The sequence below is a fragment of the Duganella sp. GW822-FHT06D06 genome (assembly GCF_058799615.1).
On record NZ_JBXALQ010000001.1, the window covers coordinates 452,046 to 466,822 of the forward strand.

13 protein-coding genes are annotated in these 14,777 nt (G+C 66.9%); 9 read left to right on the forward strand and 4 right to left on the reverse strand.

Annotated elements, in window-relative coordinates; genetic code table 11:
- The first annotated feature begins 40 nt into the window (after positions 1–40).
- From AC1RMD_RS02095 to AC1RMD_RS02120, 6 genes are all read left to right on the forward strand, one after another.
- Positions 41–1,270, forward strand: coding sequence for an extracellular solute-binding protein (locus AC1RMD_RS02095; protein WP_492923171.1), 1,230 nt, complete (start codon positions 41–43; stop codon positions 1,268–1,270).
- Positions 1,267–2,166, forward strand: coding sequence for a carbohydrate ABC transporter permease (locus AC1RMD_RS02100; RefSeq protein WP_492923173.1), 900 nt, complete (start codon positions 1,267–1,269; stop codon positions 2,164–2,166). Before AC1RMD_RS02095 ends, AC1RMD_RS02100 begins: the two co-directional genes overlap by 4 nt.
- Complete coding sequence (locus AC1RMD_RS02105) at positions 2,163–3,005, forward strand: carbohydrate ABC transporter permease (protein ID WP_492923175.1); 843 nt, start codon at positions 2,163–2,165, stop codon at positions 3,003–3,005. The genes AC1RMD_RS02100 and AC1RMD_RS02105 overlap by 4 nt, the downstream gene beginning before the upstream one ends.
- Before the next feature lie 12 nt (positions 3,006–3,017).
- Complete coding sequence (locus tag AC1RMD_RS02110) at positions 3,018–4,127, forward strand: ABC transporter ATP-binding protein (protein ID WP_492923177.1); 1,110 nt, start codon at positions 3,018–3,020, stop codon at positions 4,125–4,127.
- A gap of 86 nt (positions 4,128–4,213) precedes the next feature.
- Positions 4,214–4,603, forward strand: coding sequence for a YybH family protein (locus AC1RMD_RS02115; RefSeq protein ID WP_492923179.1), 390 nt, complete (start codon positions 4,214–4,216; stop codon positions 4,601–4,603).
- 63 nt (positions 4,604–4,666) lie between these two features.
- Entirely contained in the window at positions 4,667–5,314 is a 648-nt protein-coding gene (locus AC1RMD_RS02120) for a TMEM175 family protein (RefSeq protein ID WP_492923181.1), read from the forward strand.
- 7 nt (positions 5,315–5,321) lie between these two features.
- Here the strand turns inward: AC1RMD_RS02120 and AC1RMD_RS02125 are convergent, their stop codons facing one another.
- The 4 genes from AC1RMD_RS02125 to AC1RMD_RS02140 form a co-directional block, all read right to left on the reverse strand.
- Positions 5,322–6,002 (reverse strand): Fe2+-dependent dioxygenase, encoded by a 681-nt coding sequence (locus AC1RMD_RS02125; protein ID WP_492923183.1) that lies wholly within the window; start codon positions 6,000–6,002, stop codon positions 5,322–5,324.
- Positions 6,003–6,069: 67 nt separating this feature from the next.
- Entirely contained in the window at positions 6,070–8,445 is a 2,376-nt protein-coding gene (locus AC1RMD_RS02130) for a catecholate siderophore receptor Fiu (protein ID WP_492923185.1), read from the reverse strand.
- A 209-nt stretch (positions 8,446–8,654) separates the two neighbouring features.
- The gene (locus AC1RMD_RS02135) at positions 8,655–12,203 is read right to left on the reverse strand and encodes a response regulator (protein ID WP_492923187.1); all 3,549 of its coding nucleotides are present in this window, start codon (positions 12,201–12,203) and stop codon (positions 8,655–8,657) included.
- Positions 12,204–12,294: 91 nt separating this feature from the next.
- Positions 12,295–13,041 (reverse strand): alpha/beta fold hydrolase, encoded by a 747-nt coding sequence (locus AC1RMD_RS02140; protein WP_492923189.1) that lies wholly within the window; start codon positions 13,039–13,041, stop codon positions 12,295–12,297.
- 189 nt (positions 13,042–13,230) lie between these two features.
- On the opposite strand from AC1RMD_RS02140, the gene AC1RMD_RS02145 reads away from it, so the two are divergent.
- Genes AC1RMD_RS02145 through fnr form a run of 3 tightly spaced genes read left to right on the forward strand, consistent with a single transcriptional unit; the run spans position 13,231 to position 14,775 of the window.
- Entirely contained in the window at positions 13,231–13,455 is a 225-nt protein-coding gene (locus AC1RMD_RS02145) for a YgaP family membrane protein (RefSeq protein WP_492923191.1), read from the forward strand.
- Complete coding sequence (locus tag AC1RMD_RS02150) at positions 13,452–13,970, forward strand: RNA polymerase sigma factor (RefSeq protein WP_492923193.1); 519 nt, start codon at positions 13,452–13,454, stop codon at positions 13,968–13,970. The genes AC1RMD_RS02145 and AC1RMD_RS02150 overlap by 4 nt, the downstream gene beginning before the upstream one ends.
- Before the next feature lie 46 nt (positions 13,971–14,016).
- Positions 14,017–14,775, forward strand: a complete 759-nt coding sequence (gene fnr / locus AC1RMD_RS02155; RefSeq protein WP_492923195.1) for a fumarate/nitrate reduction transcriptional regulator Fnr — start codon at positions 14,017–14,019, stop codon at positions 14,773–14,775.
- Positions 14,776–14,777: the final 2 nt, after the last annotated feature.

The window sequence follows — 14,777 nt, forward strand, 5'->3', positions numbered from 1 at the left end:
TGCGCCGATCACGGCCACCGCAGTACCAGGAGACAATGCAATGAACGATATACCAGGCCGCCTGCGCGCGGCCGCGCTGTGCGCCGCGCTGGCGATGGCGGCGCCGGGACGGGCCGCCGAGGCGGTCACGGTGGCCGTCTGGGGCTCGTCGCCCGCCGAGGTGGCGGCCTTCGACCTGGCCGCCGCCGCCTTCACCGACAGCACCGGCATCGCCGTGCGCAAGCAGGTGATCGAGGACAAGTACCAGGACGTGCTGAAGTCGCGCTTCGCCGCCAACAACCCGCCCGACGTGTTCTACCTGGACGCGTCCGAGGCGCCGGTGCTGATCGAAAGCGGCGTGCTGGAGCCGCTGGAGCTGGACGCGGCCGACCAGGCCGATTTCTACCCGCAGTTTCTGCAAGCCTTCCGCGGCCGCGACGGCAAGCTGTACGGCCTGCCCAAGGATTATTCGACGCTGGCGCTATACCTGAATCCGCAGCTGTTGAAGCAGGCCGGCTATCGTCCGGACGACGTGCCGCGCGACTTCAACGGCCTGATGCGCTTTGCCCAGGCATTGCAGGCGCGCCTGCCGCGCGGCGTGGCGGCGATGATCATCGAGAAGGACCTGGCGCGCCATCTGGCGGCGCTGGAAACCTCGGGCCAGCCGCTGATCGGCGCCGACGGCCACGCCCACTTCACCGGCAACGCGGTCGCCTACGCCTATCTGAACCAGCTGGTCACCGGCCATGTGCTGAAGTACCTGTACTCGCCCAAGGACGACCTCGGCGCCGACTGGCCGGGCGCCGCCTTCGGCACGCGGCGCGCCGCGCTGATGATGGAGGGCAACTGGGTGCAGCCGGCGCTCCGGCACGACTATGGCGACGTGCCCTTCATCACGCGCGAAATGCCGACCGTGAACCAGCGCAAGCAGACCATGGCCTTCGTGGTCGGCTATGCGGTGCCGCGCGGCGCGAAGAACAAGGCGGCCGGCCTGCGCTTCGCGCGCTACATGACCGGCGCCGGCATGCGGCTGTGGGCCGCCGCCTCGGGCACGCTGCCGACCCGGCGCAGCGTGGAGGCGGCCATGCAGGTGCGCAGCGCGCCGGTGCTGGCGGCGCACGTGGCCGGCGCGGCCTATGCGACGGTGTGGTCGCGCGGCATCGAACTGCCGGTGCTCAACACCAATTTCGGCAACCAGTTCCTGGCCGCCTTCAACGGCAGCAAGTCCTTGCAGCAGGCGCTGGAGAAGGCCGAAACCGTCTCCAACCGTGAAATCGAGCGCCAGCGATGATGCCTTCCCTGCCCAAAATCCCGCGCGGCGCCAGCATCGGCGCCTATGCCTTCCTGCTGCCGGCGCTGCTGGTGATCAGCCTGTTCACGCTGGCGCCGATCGCCTATGCGCTGTTTGTCTCGGTGCAGAAGATGGACCTGGTGTCGGGGCGCCACAGCTTCGTCGGCCTGCGCAACCTGGCGTATCTGGTCGAGGACGACAAGTTCTGGGCCGCCTGCCGCAACACCATGACGTACGTGGCGGTGGTGGTGCCGTTGCAGACGGTGATCGCGATGGCGCTGGCCTGCGCCCTCAACGGCAAGATCCGCTTCAAGCGCAGCTTCGTCACGCTGCTGTTCCTGCCGACGCTGACCTCGTCGGCGGCGATGACCATGATCTTCATGTGGCTGTTCAATAACAACGGCCTGGTGGTGCAGTTCCTCCAGCAGCACTTCGGCCACAGCATCAATTTCCTGGGCGATCCCAAATGGGCGCTGGGCATCATCATGCTGATGAACGTGTTCTCCACCATCCCCGGCTACATGGTGGTGTTCCTGGCCGGCCTGCAGGAGATCCCGGCCGCGCTGTACGAGGCCGCGCTGCTGGACGGCGCCGGTCCGGTCAGCCGCCACTGGGAGATCAGCGTGCCGCAACTGATGCCGATCACCTGCTATGTGCTGACGATGGGGCTGATCGGCTGCTTCCAGGTGTTCGACCAGGCCTTCATCCTGTCCGGCGGCGAGGGCGGGCCGGAGAACGCCACGCTGACCTTCACGCTGCTGATCTACCATTTCGCCTTCAAGAACTACAACACCATGGGCCTGGCGTGCGCGCTGGCGGTGGTGCTGACCGCGATCATCTTCTGCGCCACGCTGATCCTGAACCGCTTTGTGCAACCGAATGGAGCCAACCGATGAGCCGCCCGTCCCACTCTGCCGGCGCGCGCCTGCGGCAGGGCGCGCTGTACGCGGTGCTGGTTGGCTACAGCCTGCTGACCTTGGCGCCGTTCGCCTGGGCCGTGCTGACCTCGCTCAAGACCACCCGCGAAATCGCCGGCGCCGAGCAGGTCTGGCCGCAGGCGCCGACCTTGGCGGCCTACGAGATGATCCTGCACGGCCCGTTCTACCAGTGGCTGTGGAATTCGTTCACGGTGGCGCTGGCCGTCACCGTGCTCAACGTCCTGTTCAACACCATGGCCGGCTACGCGCTGGCGCGTTTCCGCTTCCGCGGCCGCGGCCTGCTGTTCCAGAGCATGATGCTGCTGGTGATGGTGCCGAGCCAGGTGACCATGATCCCGGCCTATATGATCGTCGCGCGCATGGGCCTGGTGGACACCCATTTGTCGGTGATCCTGACCTCGGCCGTGTCGATCGCCTACATCTTCATGATGCGCCAGTTCTTCATCAACTTCCCGGTTGAAATCGAAGAGGCGGCCACCTTGGACGGCTCGGGGCCGTTCCACCGCTTCTTCCGCATCGTGCTGCCGATGGCCAAGCCGGCGCTGGCGACCCAGGCCATTTTCGTCTTCATGGGCATCTGGAACGAGTTCATGAAACCGCTGCTGTTCATCTCCAGCGTCGACCAGTATCTGCTGACCCAGGGCTTGAACGCGGTGGCCAAGCAGTACGCCAAGGCGTCGTCCTGGAACCTGATCATGGCCGGCTCGGTGATCTCCATCCTGCCGATCCTGATCCTGTACATCGGGCTCAACCGGCACTTCCTGAACGTCAACGACCAGTCCAGCGGCATCAAGTAAAACGAGAATCCCATGACGCAAGTTAGCCTCAACCACATCGCGCTGGCCTACAACGGCCAGCACGTCCTGAACGACATCAACCTGGACATCGCGCCGGGCGAGTTCTGCGTATTCATCGGCCCTTCGGGCTGCGGCAAATCGAGCCTGCTGCGGCTGATCGCCGGACTGGAGCCGGTCAGCGCCGGCACCGTGACCATCGACGGCCGCACCATCAACGACGTGCCGCCGGCGCAGCGCCAGATCGCCATGGTGTTCCAGAGCTACGCGCTGTACCCGCACATGACGGTGTACGACAACATGGCGTTCGGCCTGACCCGGCAACGGCTGGACAAGGCCGAGATCGAGCGCCGCGTGAGGGAGGCGTCGCGGATACTGCAACTGGACGAGCTGCTGGCGCGCAAGCCCGGCGCGCTGTCCGGCGGCCAGCGCCAGCGGGTGGCGATCGGCCGCGCCATCGTCAAGAAGCCCAAGGTGTTCCTGTTCGACGAGCCGCTGTCCAATCTGGACGCCTCGCTGCGGGCCCAGACCCGGCTGGAGATCGCGCGCCTGCATCGCGAGCTGCATACGGCCAGCATGATCTACGTGACCCACGACCAGGTGGAGGCGATGACGCTGGCCGACAAGATCGTGCTGCTGCGTCCGGCCGCCGAAGCGCCGGGCCAGTCCAATGTGGCGCAGATCGGCACGCCGCTGGAGCTGTACCATCATCCGGCCAATCTGTTCGCGGCGCGTTTCATCGGCACGCCGGCGATGAATTTCCTGGGTGCCAGCCTGGCCGCCGTGACGCCGCAGGGCATCGTCGCCACCCTGCGCGGCCGCGCCTGCGAGGCCGCGGTCGATGGCGCCGACCTGGAGCCGGGAGCCGCGCTGACGCTGGGCATCCGTCCCGAGCACCTGGTGCTGGGAGCGGGCGAGTGGCAGGCGCAGATCGTCCACGTCGAGGCGCTGGGCGAACACAGCTATGTGCACCTGCGCTGGGCGGACGAGCAAGCCCTGCTGGTCGCCAAGACCCAGGACGACAGCCTGCGGGCGGGCGCGACGGTGGCGTTCTCGCTGCCGGCGGCCGCGCTGCATGCCTTCCGCGACGATGGCCTGGCGCTGCGCAGGCTGACGGGCAAATAAGCGCTACGGCGCACCGCTGACGAGCCCTCCATGCTAAGCTTTTCGGCATCGCGGCCAGACCGGGCCGTATTCGGAAAGGATAGAGCATGCCTAGCATGGAGTCTGACACCCGCGCCGCCGAGGCGGCGCTGACCGACTGGCACCGCGCGCTGGAGCGCCATGACTGGGGCGCGGTCGAGGCCGGGCTGACGGCGGCATTCCTCATGATCGAGCAGGACCGCATCCTGGACAAGGCCGCCGTCATGGCGCTGCTGAAGTCGAGCGCCGCGCTGGGCCGGCAACGGGCCGGCCTGCACGGCTTCCGCACCCAGGCGCACGGCGATGTGGCCTGGACCACGGTCAGCAACGATGCGGTCTGGATCGCCAGCGATGGCGCGGAAACCCCCTACGGCTTTCTGGAAACGGCGGTCTTCAAACGCGACGGCGACGCCTGGCGGATCGAGCGCTACCACGCCACCCGCCTGGCCAAGCGCTAACAGTTGCAATTTCCGTATATCGCGGCAAAAATGGCTGCTGTTCGATTAACAACAGGACCAGTGATGACAGATTTTAGCCACGACGGCCAGCCGCAGCTGAGCAAACACCGTATCGAAGCCCTGGTGGACGGCATCTTCGCCGTCGCCATGACCTTGCTGGTGATCGAGTTGCGCCTGCCCGAACACGCCCACCTGACCAGCGAAGCGGCGCTGCAAGGCGCGCTGGTGGGCCTGATCCCCAACCTGATCTCGTGGCTGATCAGCTTTTTCGTGCTGGCGATTTTCTGGATCGTCAACCACCGCCTGTTCAGCTACGTGCGGCATGCCGACCAGGGCCTGCTGTGGTTGACCATCCTCAGCCTGTCCGGCGCCTCGCTGCTGCCGTTCGCCTCGGCGGTCAACGGCCAGATGGCGTCGACCACGGGACAGATGGTGTATTCCGGCGTGATGATCTGGATGAGCGTGTCCACCTTGCTGGTGGCGCGGCATATCCACCGCCATCCCGGCCTGTGCGTGCATCCGATGAGCGTCGGCGTCTACCGCGCGACGCTGGTGCGCAGCTTCGGCGTGATGCTGATCGCGACGCTGGCGCTGCTGCTCGGCTATGTCGCGCCGGGCAAGGCCAACATGGTGTTTGTGCTGATGTTCACGCTGCGTCCGCTGGGTGCGCGCGTCGAGCGCCGTTACGCGCGCGCCGCCGCCACCGCTTGAATCCGGCCTAGACCTCGCTCCACTGCCGCAGCAGGTTGTGGTAGTGGCCGGTCAGGCCGACCAGTTCCGGGCAGTCGCCCAGGCGCGCGCGCAGGCTCTGGATGTTCTGGTCCAGCTCCAGCAGCAGGCTGCGCCGCATATCGTCGCGCACCATGCTCTGGGTCCAGAAGAAGGAACAGACCCGCGCCCCGCGCGTGACCGGCTCGACCCGGTGCACGCTTGTCGACGGATACACGATCAGATCGCCGGCCGGCAGCTTGACTTCATGCTCGCCATACGCGTCGGTGACGATCAGCTCGCCGCCGTCGTAGTCCTCGGGGTCGCTGAGGAACAGGGTCGACGACACATCGGTGCGCAGCCATTGCCCGGTGGCCGCCACCCGCCGCAGCGCGCCGTCGACATGGGCGCCGTAGTGTTCGCCGCCGGCGTAGCTGTTGAACAGCGGCGGACAGGTGCGCAGCGGCAGCGCCGCCGCAAAGAACAGCGGGCTGGCCGCCAGCGCCGCCAGCACCTCCGCCCCCAGTTGCTGCGCCAGCGCCGAGCCCTCGGCCAGCTGGCGGTTCTGCTTGACCAGCGCGCCCTGGGCGCCGACCGTGCCGCGGCCGTCGACCCAGTCGGTCTGGTCCAGCCGGCGCCGCATGGCGGCCACTTGTTCGCGGCTCAGTACGGCGGGGATGTGCAGCATCATGGAAAACTCTCCTTGAAAAAAAAAGACCCCGCCGGAATGGGCGGGGCCTGCAGTGAGTAGCTGAAAATCAGAACTTGAAGTTGGCGGTCAGGCTGGCCGAGCGCGGCGCGCCCGGGGTGTAGCGGTAGCCCGACTTGTTGATCGCCTGGACATAGTCCTTGTCGGCCAGGTTGTAGACGTTCAGGCGCAGGTCGACGTGCTTGTTGACCGGATACGAAGCCATGGCGTCCAGCACCCAGTACGCATCGGCGTAGGCCGGGGTGCCGACCGCGCCGTCGGTGCCGCGCATCAGCTTGTCGCTGAAGCGGGCGCCGCCGCCGATTTGCAGGCCCATCGGCAGCGTGTACGAGGTCCACAGCGTGAACGCCTGTTTCGGCGTGTAGCTCAGCAGGTTCTCGCCGGCGGCGGTGACCACCTTGCCGGACACCACCTTGGTCGACATGCGGGTATAGCCCGCGCTGATCAGCCAGTTGCGCATGAGCTCGCCGGTCACGCCCAGTTCGATGCCCTGCACGCGCTTCTTGCCGTTCTGGTAGAAGATGGCGGCGTTGGTCGGGTCGACTTCGATCTCGTTGCGCACGTCGGTGCGGTAGGCCGCGGCCGACAGCGACAGCTTCTGCTTGAGCAGATCCCACTTGGTGCCGAACTCGTAGTTGGTGGTGATCTGCGGATCGTAGTTCGGGTTGGACGAGCTGCTGGCGGCCGAGCTCAGCGTGAAGTTGGCGCCGCCCGGCGGCGCTTTCGAGGTCGCCACCAGCGCGTAGACGCTGCTGTCGGCGGTCGGCTTGTACAGCGCCGACACTTTGCCGTTGAGCAGGTTGTCCGAGGCCGTCAGCGAGTTGGCCAGCAGCGTGCCGACCGGGATCTTTTGCGGCGTGGCCACGCCCTGCACCGTCACGCCGTTGTAGGTGGTGTTGTAGTGGTCCAGGCGCACGCCGGCGTTGAAGATCCACTGGTCGCCCAGCTTGGCGGTGTCGAACAGGTACACGCTCTCGGTGTTGGTGCTGCCGTCGCCGCGGGCGCCGTTGCGCACCAGGCTGACCTGGGCCGGCGTCACCGCCTGGCTGGAGTCAGGATGGTAGATGTAGACCAGCGGCAGGCCGGTCGCGCCCGGCGCGTTGACGTTGGTGTAGTTGGTCTGCTTCTCGTTGACCAGTTCCAGGCCGGCCACCACGGTGTGCTTGAGCGCGCCGCCGTCGAAGTCGGCGGTGACGGTGGTCTGGTTGGTGATGATTTCGTTCAGCTGGTCTTTGTAGGTCAGGTTGGTGCGCGCCATCATCCAGTTGTCCGGATTGGAACCGGCGACGACGTTGCGCAGGTTGGCGCCGGTCGACATGAACGAGGTCAGCAGGTAGTCCTGCTTGGTGCGGCCGTAGCGGGTGGTGCTTTGCAGCTTGGCGCCGCCGGCGAAGTCATGCTCGATGCGGGCGGTGAACATGTCGGCCTTGACCTTGTCGAAGTCCAGCACCGAACCGTAGAAGTTCTTCGGATCGACCGCCTTGGCGCCGGCCATGAAGTCGAAGCTCGGTCCCAGCACGGGCGGCTTGCCACCTGTGGCCGGCGTCAGGACGACCGGCGCCGGCGGGGTCCAGCCCGGCAGGCCGATGGTCAGCACGCCGCCGTCGGGAATGTTGTTCTGGTCGACGTGCAGGTAGTTCAGGTAGACACGGGTCGGTCCGTTCAGGCCGAAGGCCACCGACGGCGCGATCGCCCAGCGCTTGTTCTTGACCACGTCGCGCGCCGGATTGCCGCTGTCCTGGTCGAGCAGGTTCAGGCGGAAGGCGGTGCCGGTGTCGGCGTTGATGACCTTGTTCAGGTCGGCGCTGGCGCGCTTCTGGCTGCCGCTGCCGACCGTGACCGAACCCAGGTAGGCGTCTTCCAGCAGGGGCTTCTTGCTGACCAGGTTGATGGCGCCGGTCGGCGAGCTGCGGCCGTTGTCGGTGCCGGCCGGGCCCTTGAGCACGTCGATTTGTTCGATGTTGAAGGTGTCGCGCGAGATCGAGCCGACGTCGCGCACGCCGTCCACGTAGATGCTGCCGGAGGCGTCGAAGCCGCGCATATAGATGCCGTCGCCGGTGGTGGTGCTGCCGTTTTCGCCCAGGAAGAAGGCGCCCACGCCCGGGGTGTTGCGCAGCGCTTCGGTCAGCGTCACGGCGCCCTGCTGTTCGATCAGCTCTTTCTTGATCACGGTCAGCGACTGGGCGGTGTCGATCAGTTTCTCGGTGTACTTGGCGGAGCTAGCCTTGTCGGCCTTGAAGTCGTTGATGGCGTCGCCGCGAACCCGGACTTCCTGCAAGGTCTGGTTGTTGCCGGTCACAAGCACCGGGTCGGTGCCGGCGTCGGCCGCGTGGGCGGCGACCGGCAGCAGCATCACGGCCAATGCCGCGCCCATCTGTTGATTGAAGCGCGATTGCGCGTGTTTGCGACTCTTAATCATTTGCATCTTTCTTCCGAGAATGTAGGCGGCTGGCTGCGCTGGGCTACTGCTTTCTTGCGTCTGGCTGCCGGATCATGGCGATTTCATGCGGAGGATTGTAACAATGAAGCGAGTGGATGTAAATGCGAATTGTTATCAATAGCGTTTCGCTATGCGAAAAACCACAGCGTCCCGGGCCGGGACGCGAAATGTGACGGCCGTGCAGCGGCGGCAGCTCAGGATGGTTCGGTGTCGAGCCAGGCGCGGGCGCGCGCCAGCGTTTGTTCCAGCTCGGCGCGGACGGTCTGGTAGCGCTGTTCGAGCTCGTCGTCGCGCTGTTCGTTGATGGCGTTTTCCGCCTCGACGGTGGCCTGGATCAGGCGCTTGGCGCCCAGCACGCCGACCGCGCCGCGCAGGCTGTGGAACAGGCGGGCGGCGTCGCGCAGCCGCCCTTCCCGCAGCGCCTGGCCGGCCAGGTCGGCCGGTTCCATGCCGGCGGCGACGACGCCGCGCACCATCTTCAGCATCACGGCGCGGCCCTTGGCGTCCTTGCCCATCACCCGCATCAGGCTGTCCATATTGAAGACGGCGGCCTCGCCGGCCGGCATCGCGGCGGCCGGGACCGGCGTCGGCGGCGCCTGGGGCGGCGCGGGCATCGACACGGCCGGCGCCGGCGCGGGTGCGGCGGCGGCCATGGCGGCCAGCAAATCGTCGGTGCTGGGCGCGGCCGGCGCCAGCTGCGGCAGGTGGCGCTGCAGCACCGCCAGCATTTCCTCGACCTCGATCGGCTTGGGGATGAAATCGGTGATGCCGGCCTCCTCGCTGCGGTGGCGCTCGGAACCCAGCACGCCGGCCGTCATGGCGATGATGGGCAAGGTCAGGCCCAGCTGCTGGCGCAGGATGCGGGTGGCGGTAAAGCCGTCCATCACCGGCATCTGCATGTCCATCAGCACCAGGTCGTAGCGGCTGGCGCTGGTGCGCAGCAGCTCGACCGCCTGGCGGCCGTCGCCCACCACGTCCAGCGTGGCGCCGGCGTGTTCGAGGATGCCGCGCGCCACAACTTGATTTAGCGCATTATCTTCCACCAGCAGGAAATGGCGCTCGGCCAGGCTGCCGGCGATTCCGGCCTCGGCCACCGCCTGCGGCAGGCCGTCGCCCTTGGCCGCCAGCGCCTGGTGCAGCGCGTCGAACAGGTTGGAGCTGGTGATCGGCTTGACCAGCACCACGTCGGCCTCCGGCGCGTTGGAGATTTCCTCCGCATGGTCGCGGGCGAAGGCGTTGACCATCACCACGATCGGCTGCCGGCCGCCGCCGGCCGCCTCGCGGATGCCCTTGGCCGTGGCCAGCCCGTCCATGCCGGGCATGTGCCAGTCGGCCAGCACCACGTCGTAGGTCTGCTTGGCCTGCTGGCTCTGGCGGTAGCGGTGCAGCGCGGCCGCGCCGGAATCGACCTCGTCGGCCTGCCAGCCCCAGGCGCGGATCAGCTTGGCGATCACTTCGCGGCTGGTGCGGTTGTCGTCGGCCACCAGCAGGCGCAGATGGCCCAGGGCCGGCTTGCGGCGCTGGTCCGGCAGCTCGGGCAGCACCTCGAACGGCAGGCTGAACCAGAACCGGGTGCCCTGGCCCTGCTCGCTGTGGACGGCGATCTGCCCGCCCATCAGCTCGATCAGGCGCTTGGTGATGGCCAGCCCCAGGCCGGTGCCGCCGAAGCGCCGCGTGATGCTCTGGTCGCCCTGCGAGAAGGCCTGGAACAGCTGCGCCAGCTGGGACTCGGTCATGCCCATGCCGGTGTCGCGCACCTCGAAGCGCAGCAGCGCGTGGTCGGCGTCGCGCGCGCTGAGCTCGATGCTGACCACCACCTCGCCGTGCTCGGTGAACTTGATCGCGTTGCCGGCCAGGTTGACCAGGATTTGCTGCAGGCGCATGGCGTCGCCGCGCAGCTGGCGCGGCACCGCCGGATCGACGCTGATCGCCAGCTCCAGCTCCTTGTCGCCGGCGTTCATGGTCATCAGGGTGGCCAGCGAGTTCATGGTGTCGTCCAGCGCAAACTCCACCGGCGACAACTCCATGTGGCGCGCCTCGATCTTGGAAAAATCCAGCACGTCGTTGAGGATGCCCAGCAGCGACTGGCCCGACACCCGCACCATGCTCAGGTATTTGCGCTGCTGCGGCGTCAGCGCCGTATTGCCGAGCAGGTAGACCATGCCCAGCACCGCGTTCATCGGCGTGCGGATCTCGTGGCTCATATTGGCCACGAACTCGCTCTTGGCGCGGTTGGCGGCCTCGGCGCGGTCGCGCTCGCGCTCCAGCTCGGCGGCGCGCGCCTCCACCTCCAGCCCCAGCCGGTGGCGCTCGGTGATGTCGGAAATCACCGCCAGCACCTTGGTGCCCTGGTCGGTGCGCACCGCGCTCAGGTTGATCTCGATCGGGAACTCGCTGCCGTCCCGGCGCAGGCCGTACAGCACCGTGCCGTCGCCCATGCGCACCGGCTCGGCGCTGAGGCGGTCGGCGAAGAACTTGACGCGGTGGGCCGCATGCTGGCCGCGCAGGCGTTCCGGCACCAGCATCTCCAGCGGCTGGCCCAGCACCGCCGCGCGCTGGTAGCCGAAGCAGCGCTCGCCCTCGCGGTTGAAGGTTTCGATGCGGCCGTCGACGCCGACCACCACGATGGCGTTGGGCGCGAACTCCACCAGGCTTTGCAGGCGGGCGTCGGCCGCCAGCCGTTCGCGCATCAGGTCGTTGAAGGCGCTGGTCAGCTGGCCGACCTCGTCCTGCGCGTGGACGGGCAGCGGCGTGAAGCGGCTGGGGTTGTCGCGCAGGGCGACGATGGCGTCGCGCAGCTTGATCAGCGGCGCCAGCAGGCGCAGGGTGACCCCGCCGACCAGCGCGGCCGCCAGCAGCGAGGCCAGGCCGCTCCACAGCAGCAGGCGGTACAGCACGCCGTTGAAGGGCTCGAACGCTTCCTCGGCCGGCAGCGACGCCGCCAGCACCCAGTCCACCGACTTGAGCGCCTTGTAGCTGTTCAGGGTGCGCTTGCCGGCGCCGTTGACGCTGTCGACCGTGCCTTCGAAATCGTGCTCCAGCGCGCGCGTGGTGGCGGCGTTGGCATTGGGCTGGCGCGGCTGCAGCATGCGGCTCAGGTCGGGATGCAGCACATACACCGGCGTCGCCGTGCGGGTCAGCGCGAAGTAGTAGCCGGTGCGGCCGACCTTGGCGTTGCGCAGGTGGCCCAGCAGATTGTCCTTGTACAGGCGCAGCACGCCGACCAGCACGCACACCACCTCGCCATGGGCGTCCAGCACCGGCGCCACCATCTGCACGATGGGCTGCTTGCCGGCGCGGCCGATCAGCGGTTCGGTGATCATCGGCTTGCGGGTGCGCATCACCGTCTTGAAGTAGTCGCGGTCGGCGGCTTCGATGCCGACCCGGGCCGGCACCTCCGGCAGGTCGGCGATGATGGTGCCTTGCGGGCTGAGCACCAGCAGGTCGTCGAACAGCGCCAGCACCGCGCGGTCCCGGTAGTAGGCGCGCAGCTGATTGGGCGAGCGGGCGATGGCGGGCGGCTGGTTGCGCGCCGAGACGGTGATGATATCGAGCAACAACAGCAGCTTGTCGTCCAGCTCCTCGGCGGTGCGGTTGATCAGCGCCGTCTGTTGCGTGAACAGCACCTTGGTGAAGTCGTCCTGCATGCGGTGGGTCTGCACCACGGTCACCAGAGCGATCATCAGGACCGAGGTGATGCTGGTGGCCAGCGCAACTTTGGCCTTGATGCCGGGTGACTTCATTTCATCCTTGGAGGCGAGGTCGGGCGGAGTAACGGAGAAATGCCAGATAGACAGCAAATTCTCCTATCAAAGCCCGGCCTTGGCAACAGGATTAACGCCGGGCGGCGGCAATGATCACTTGCGCCACCCTGGCCGGCTGCGACAGCATCGGCACGTGGCTGGCGTTCAGCGTGACGGTGGTGGCGTTGAGCTTCCTGGCGAACGCCTGTTGCAGCGCCGGCGCGATCATGCGGTCGTGGGCGGCGGCGATGTAGTAGTTGGGCTTGGTTTTCCATGCGGCCACGGTGGTGACGTCGCCGAAGGCCTTGGAATTGATCGGGCCCTGGGTGGCGGCGATCAGCGCGGCGGCGGCCGGGGAAAGGTCCTGGGCGAAGTTCCTGGCCACCGAGTCGGTCGGCAGCCACAGGTAGCCGGCGGCGTCGGCCTGCAGCGTGGCGATGCCCGGCGGCACCGCGTAATCCCGGCCCAGGTCGGCCGAGGCTTCGCCCTCGGACGGCGCGAACGCGGCCACGTAGACCAGCGCTTTGATCTTGTCGCTGGTGCCGGCCTGGGTGATGACGGTGCCGCCCCACGAATGGCCCACCAGCACCACTTTGCCGGTCTGCGCATCGACCACGCGCTGGGTCGCGGCGACGTCGTCGGCCAGCGAGGTCAGCGGGTTCTGCACGGCCACCACCTTCAGGCCCTTGGCCTGCAGCAGCGGGATGATCTTGTTCCAGCTGGAACCATCGGCGAAGGCGCCGTGTACCAGCACGACGGTGGTGTCGGTGGCCGGGGCGGCGGCGTGGGCGCCCAGTGTGGAGGCCAGCAGAGCGGTAGCGATCAGAGTGCGTTTCATGATGTGGTCCTTGTGGTTTGTTAGTTAGCGATCAAGTAGTGCGCTACCTGATGGGTTGAACTATAGCGTGCAATTAAATAGTGTGCAAGTTAAATAGTTTAAATAATTTGTGATAATTCAGAATCCAAACGGCCGCCGCCCGCCTCTTAGCTGCCGAGGGACTTCCTCTGCGAAAAATTGGAGTGCACGATGTTTTATGTTAAAAACGTACCGAACTGGGAACGCGCGCTGCGCGTGGTGGCCGGCGTGATCGCGGCCTGGGCCGGCATCGCCCTGCTGGGCGGCCTGTGGGGACTGGTGCTGGCGGCGTCGGCGGCGGGCATCGTCGCTTCCGGCCTGTTCGGCTTCTGCCCGATGTGCGCGCTGGTCGGCCGCCGCCTCGACCGGGCGGCCAAACAAACTGGGGGACTATGAGCCTGGCAGTACAACACTTGGCGGTGCTGGACGCCGCCCATCGCGGCGATCCGGCGGCGCTGGCGCAGCTGCTGCGGCTGTGCCAGCCCGACATCCGCCGCTACGCCCAGCGCAACTGCCTGGTCGGCGACGTCGACGACGCCGTGCAGGAAGCCTTGCTGGTGCTGTCGCGGCGGCTGTCGTCGGTGCGCCTGCTGGCGGCGTTTTCCGGCTGGCTGTTCCAGGTGGTCAAGCGCGCCTGCCACCGCCTGGGGCGCGCCGCGCTCGGCCACGACCCGTGGGACGACGAGCGCGCCGAACAATGGCTGGCCAGCCAGGACACGGCCGGCCTGCGGCTGGAACTGGTCAACGCGCTGGAGTCCTTGCCGGCCGATTACCTGCAGGTGGTGCTGTTGCGCGATTTCGCCGAAATGTCGATCGCCGAGATCGCCGCCGACGTCGGCCAGAGCAGCGCCGCCGTCAAGAGCCGGCTGCACCGGGCGCGCAAAATGGCGCGCGAATACCTGATCGGCTAACTGCGGCATCGGCCAATAATGACGACCAAAGGTCTACAATGGCGTCATGATACGAGAACTTCCTTCGCTGGTCTTGCCCAGCGCCAGCATCGAGAACCTCAAGGCCAGTTGCGCGACGTGCAGCATGCACCAGTTGTGCCTGCCGATGGGGCTGGACAACAACGATATGAACCGGCTGGACCAGATCATCGGCCGCCGGCGCAAGGTGGCGCGCGGCGCGCCGCTGTTTCGTATCGGCGACACTTTCCAGAGCCTGTATGCGATACGGCTGGGCCATTTCAAGACCTACCAGGTCAACCGCGACGGCGTCGAGCAGATCACCGGCTTCCAGATGGCCGGCGAATTGCTGGGCATGGACGCCATCAGCGCCGACCTGCACCATTGCACCGCGCTGGCGCTGGAAGACAGCGAAGTGTGCGAGATCCCCTTCGACAGCCTGCAGCAGTTGCTGGCCGATATGCCAACCTTGCTGCGCCACTTCCACCGCATGATGAGCCAGGAAATCACGCGCGAGCAAAGCGTGATGCTGTTGTTGGGGAATATGCAGGCGACCCAGCGCTTTGCCGCCTTCCTGGTCAACCTGTCGTCGCGCTACGAGACGCGCGGCTATTCGCCGCACGCCTTCCAGCTGCGCATGTCGCGCGAGGAGATCGGCAACTACCTGGGGCTGACGATCGAGAGCATCAGCCGCCTGCTGTCCAAGTTCAAGAAGGAAGGCTTGCTGCGCGTGAGCAACCGCGAGATCGAGCTGCTGCAACCGGCGACGCTGAAGGCCATCACCGCCGGCACCCAGACCTGCGCTTAGTT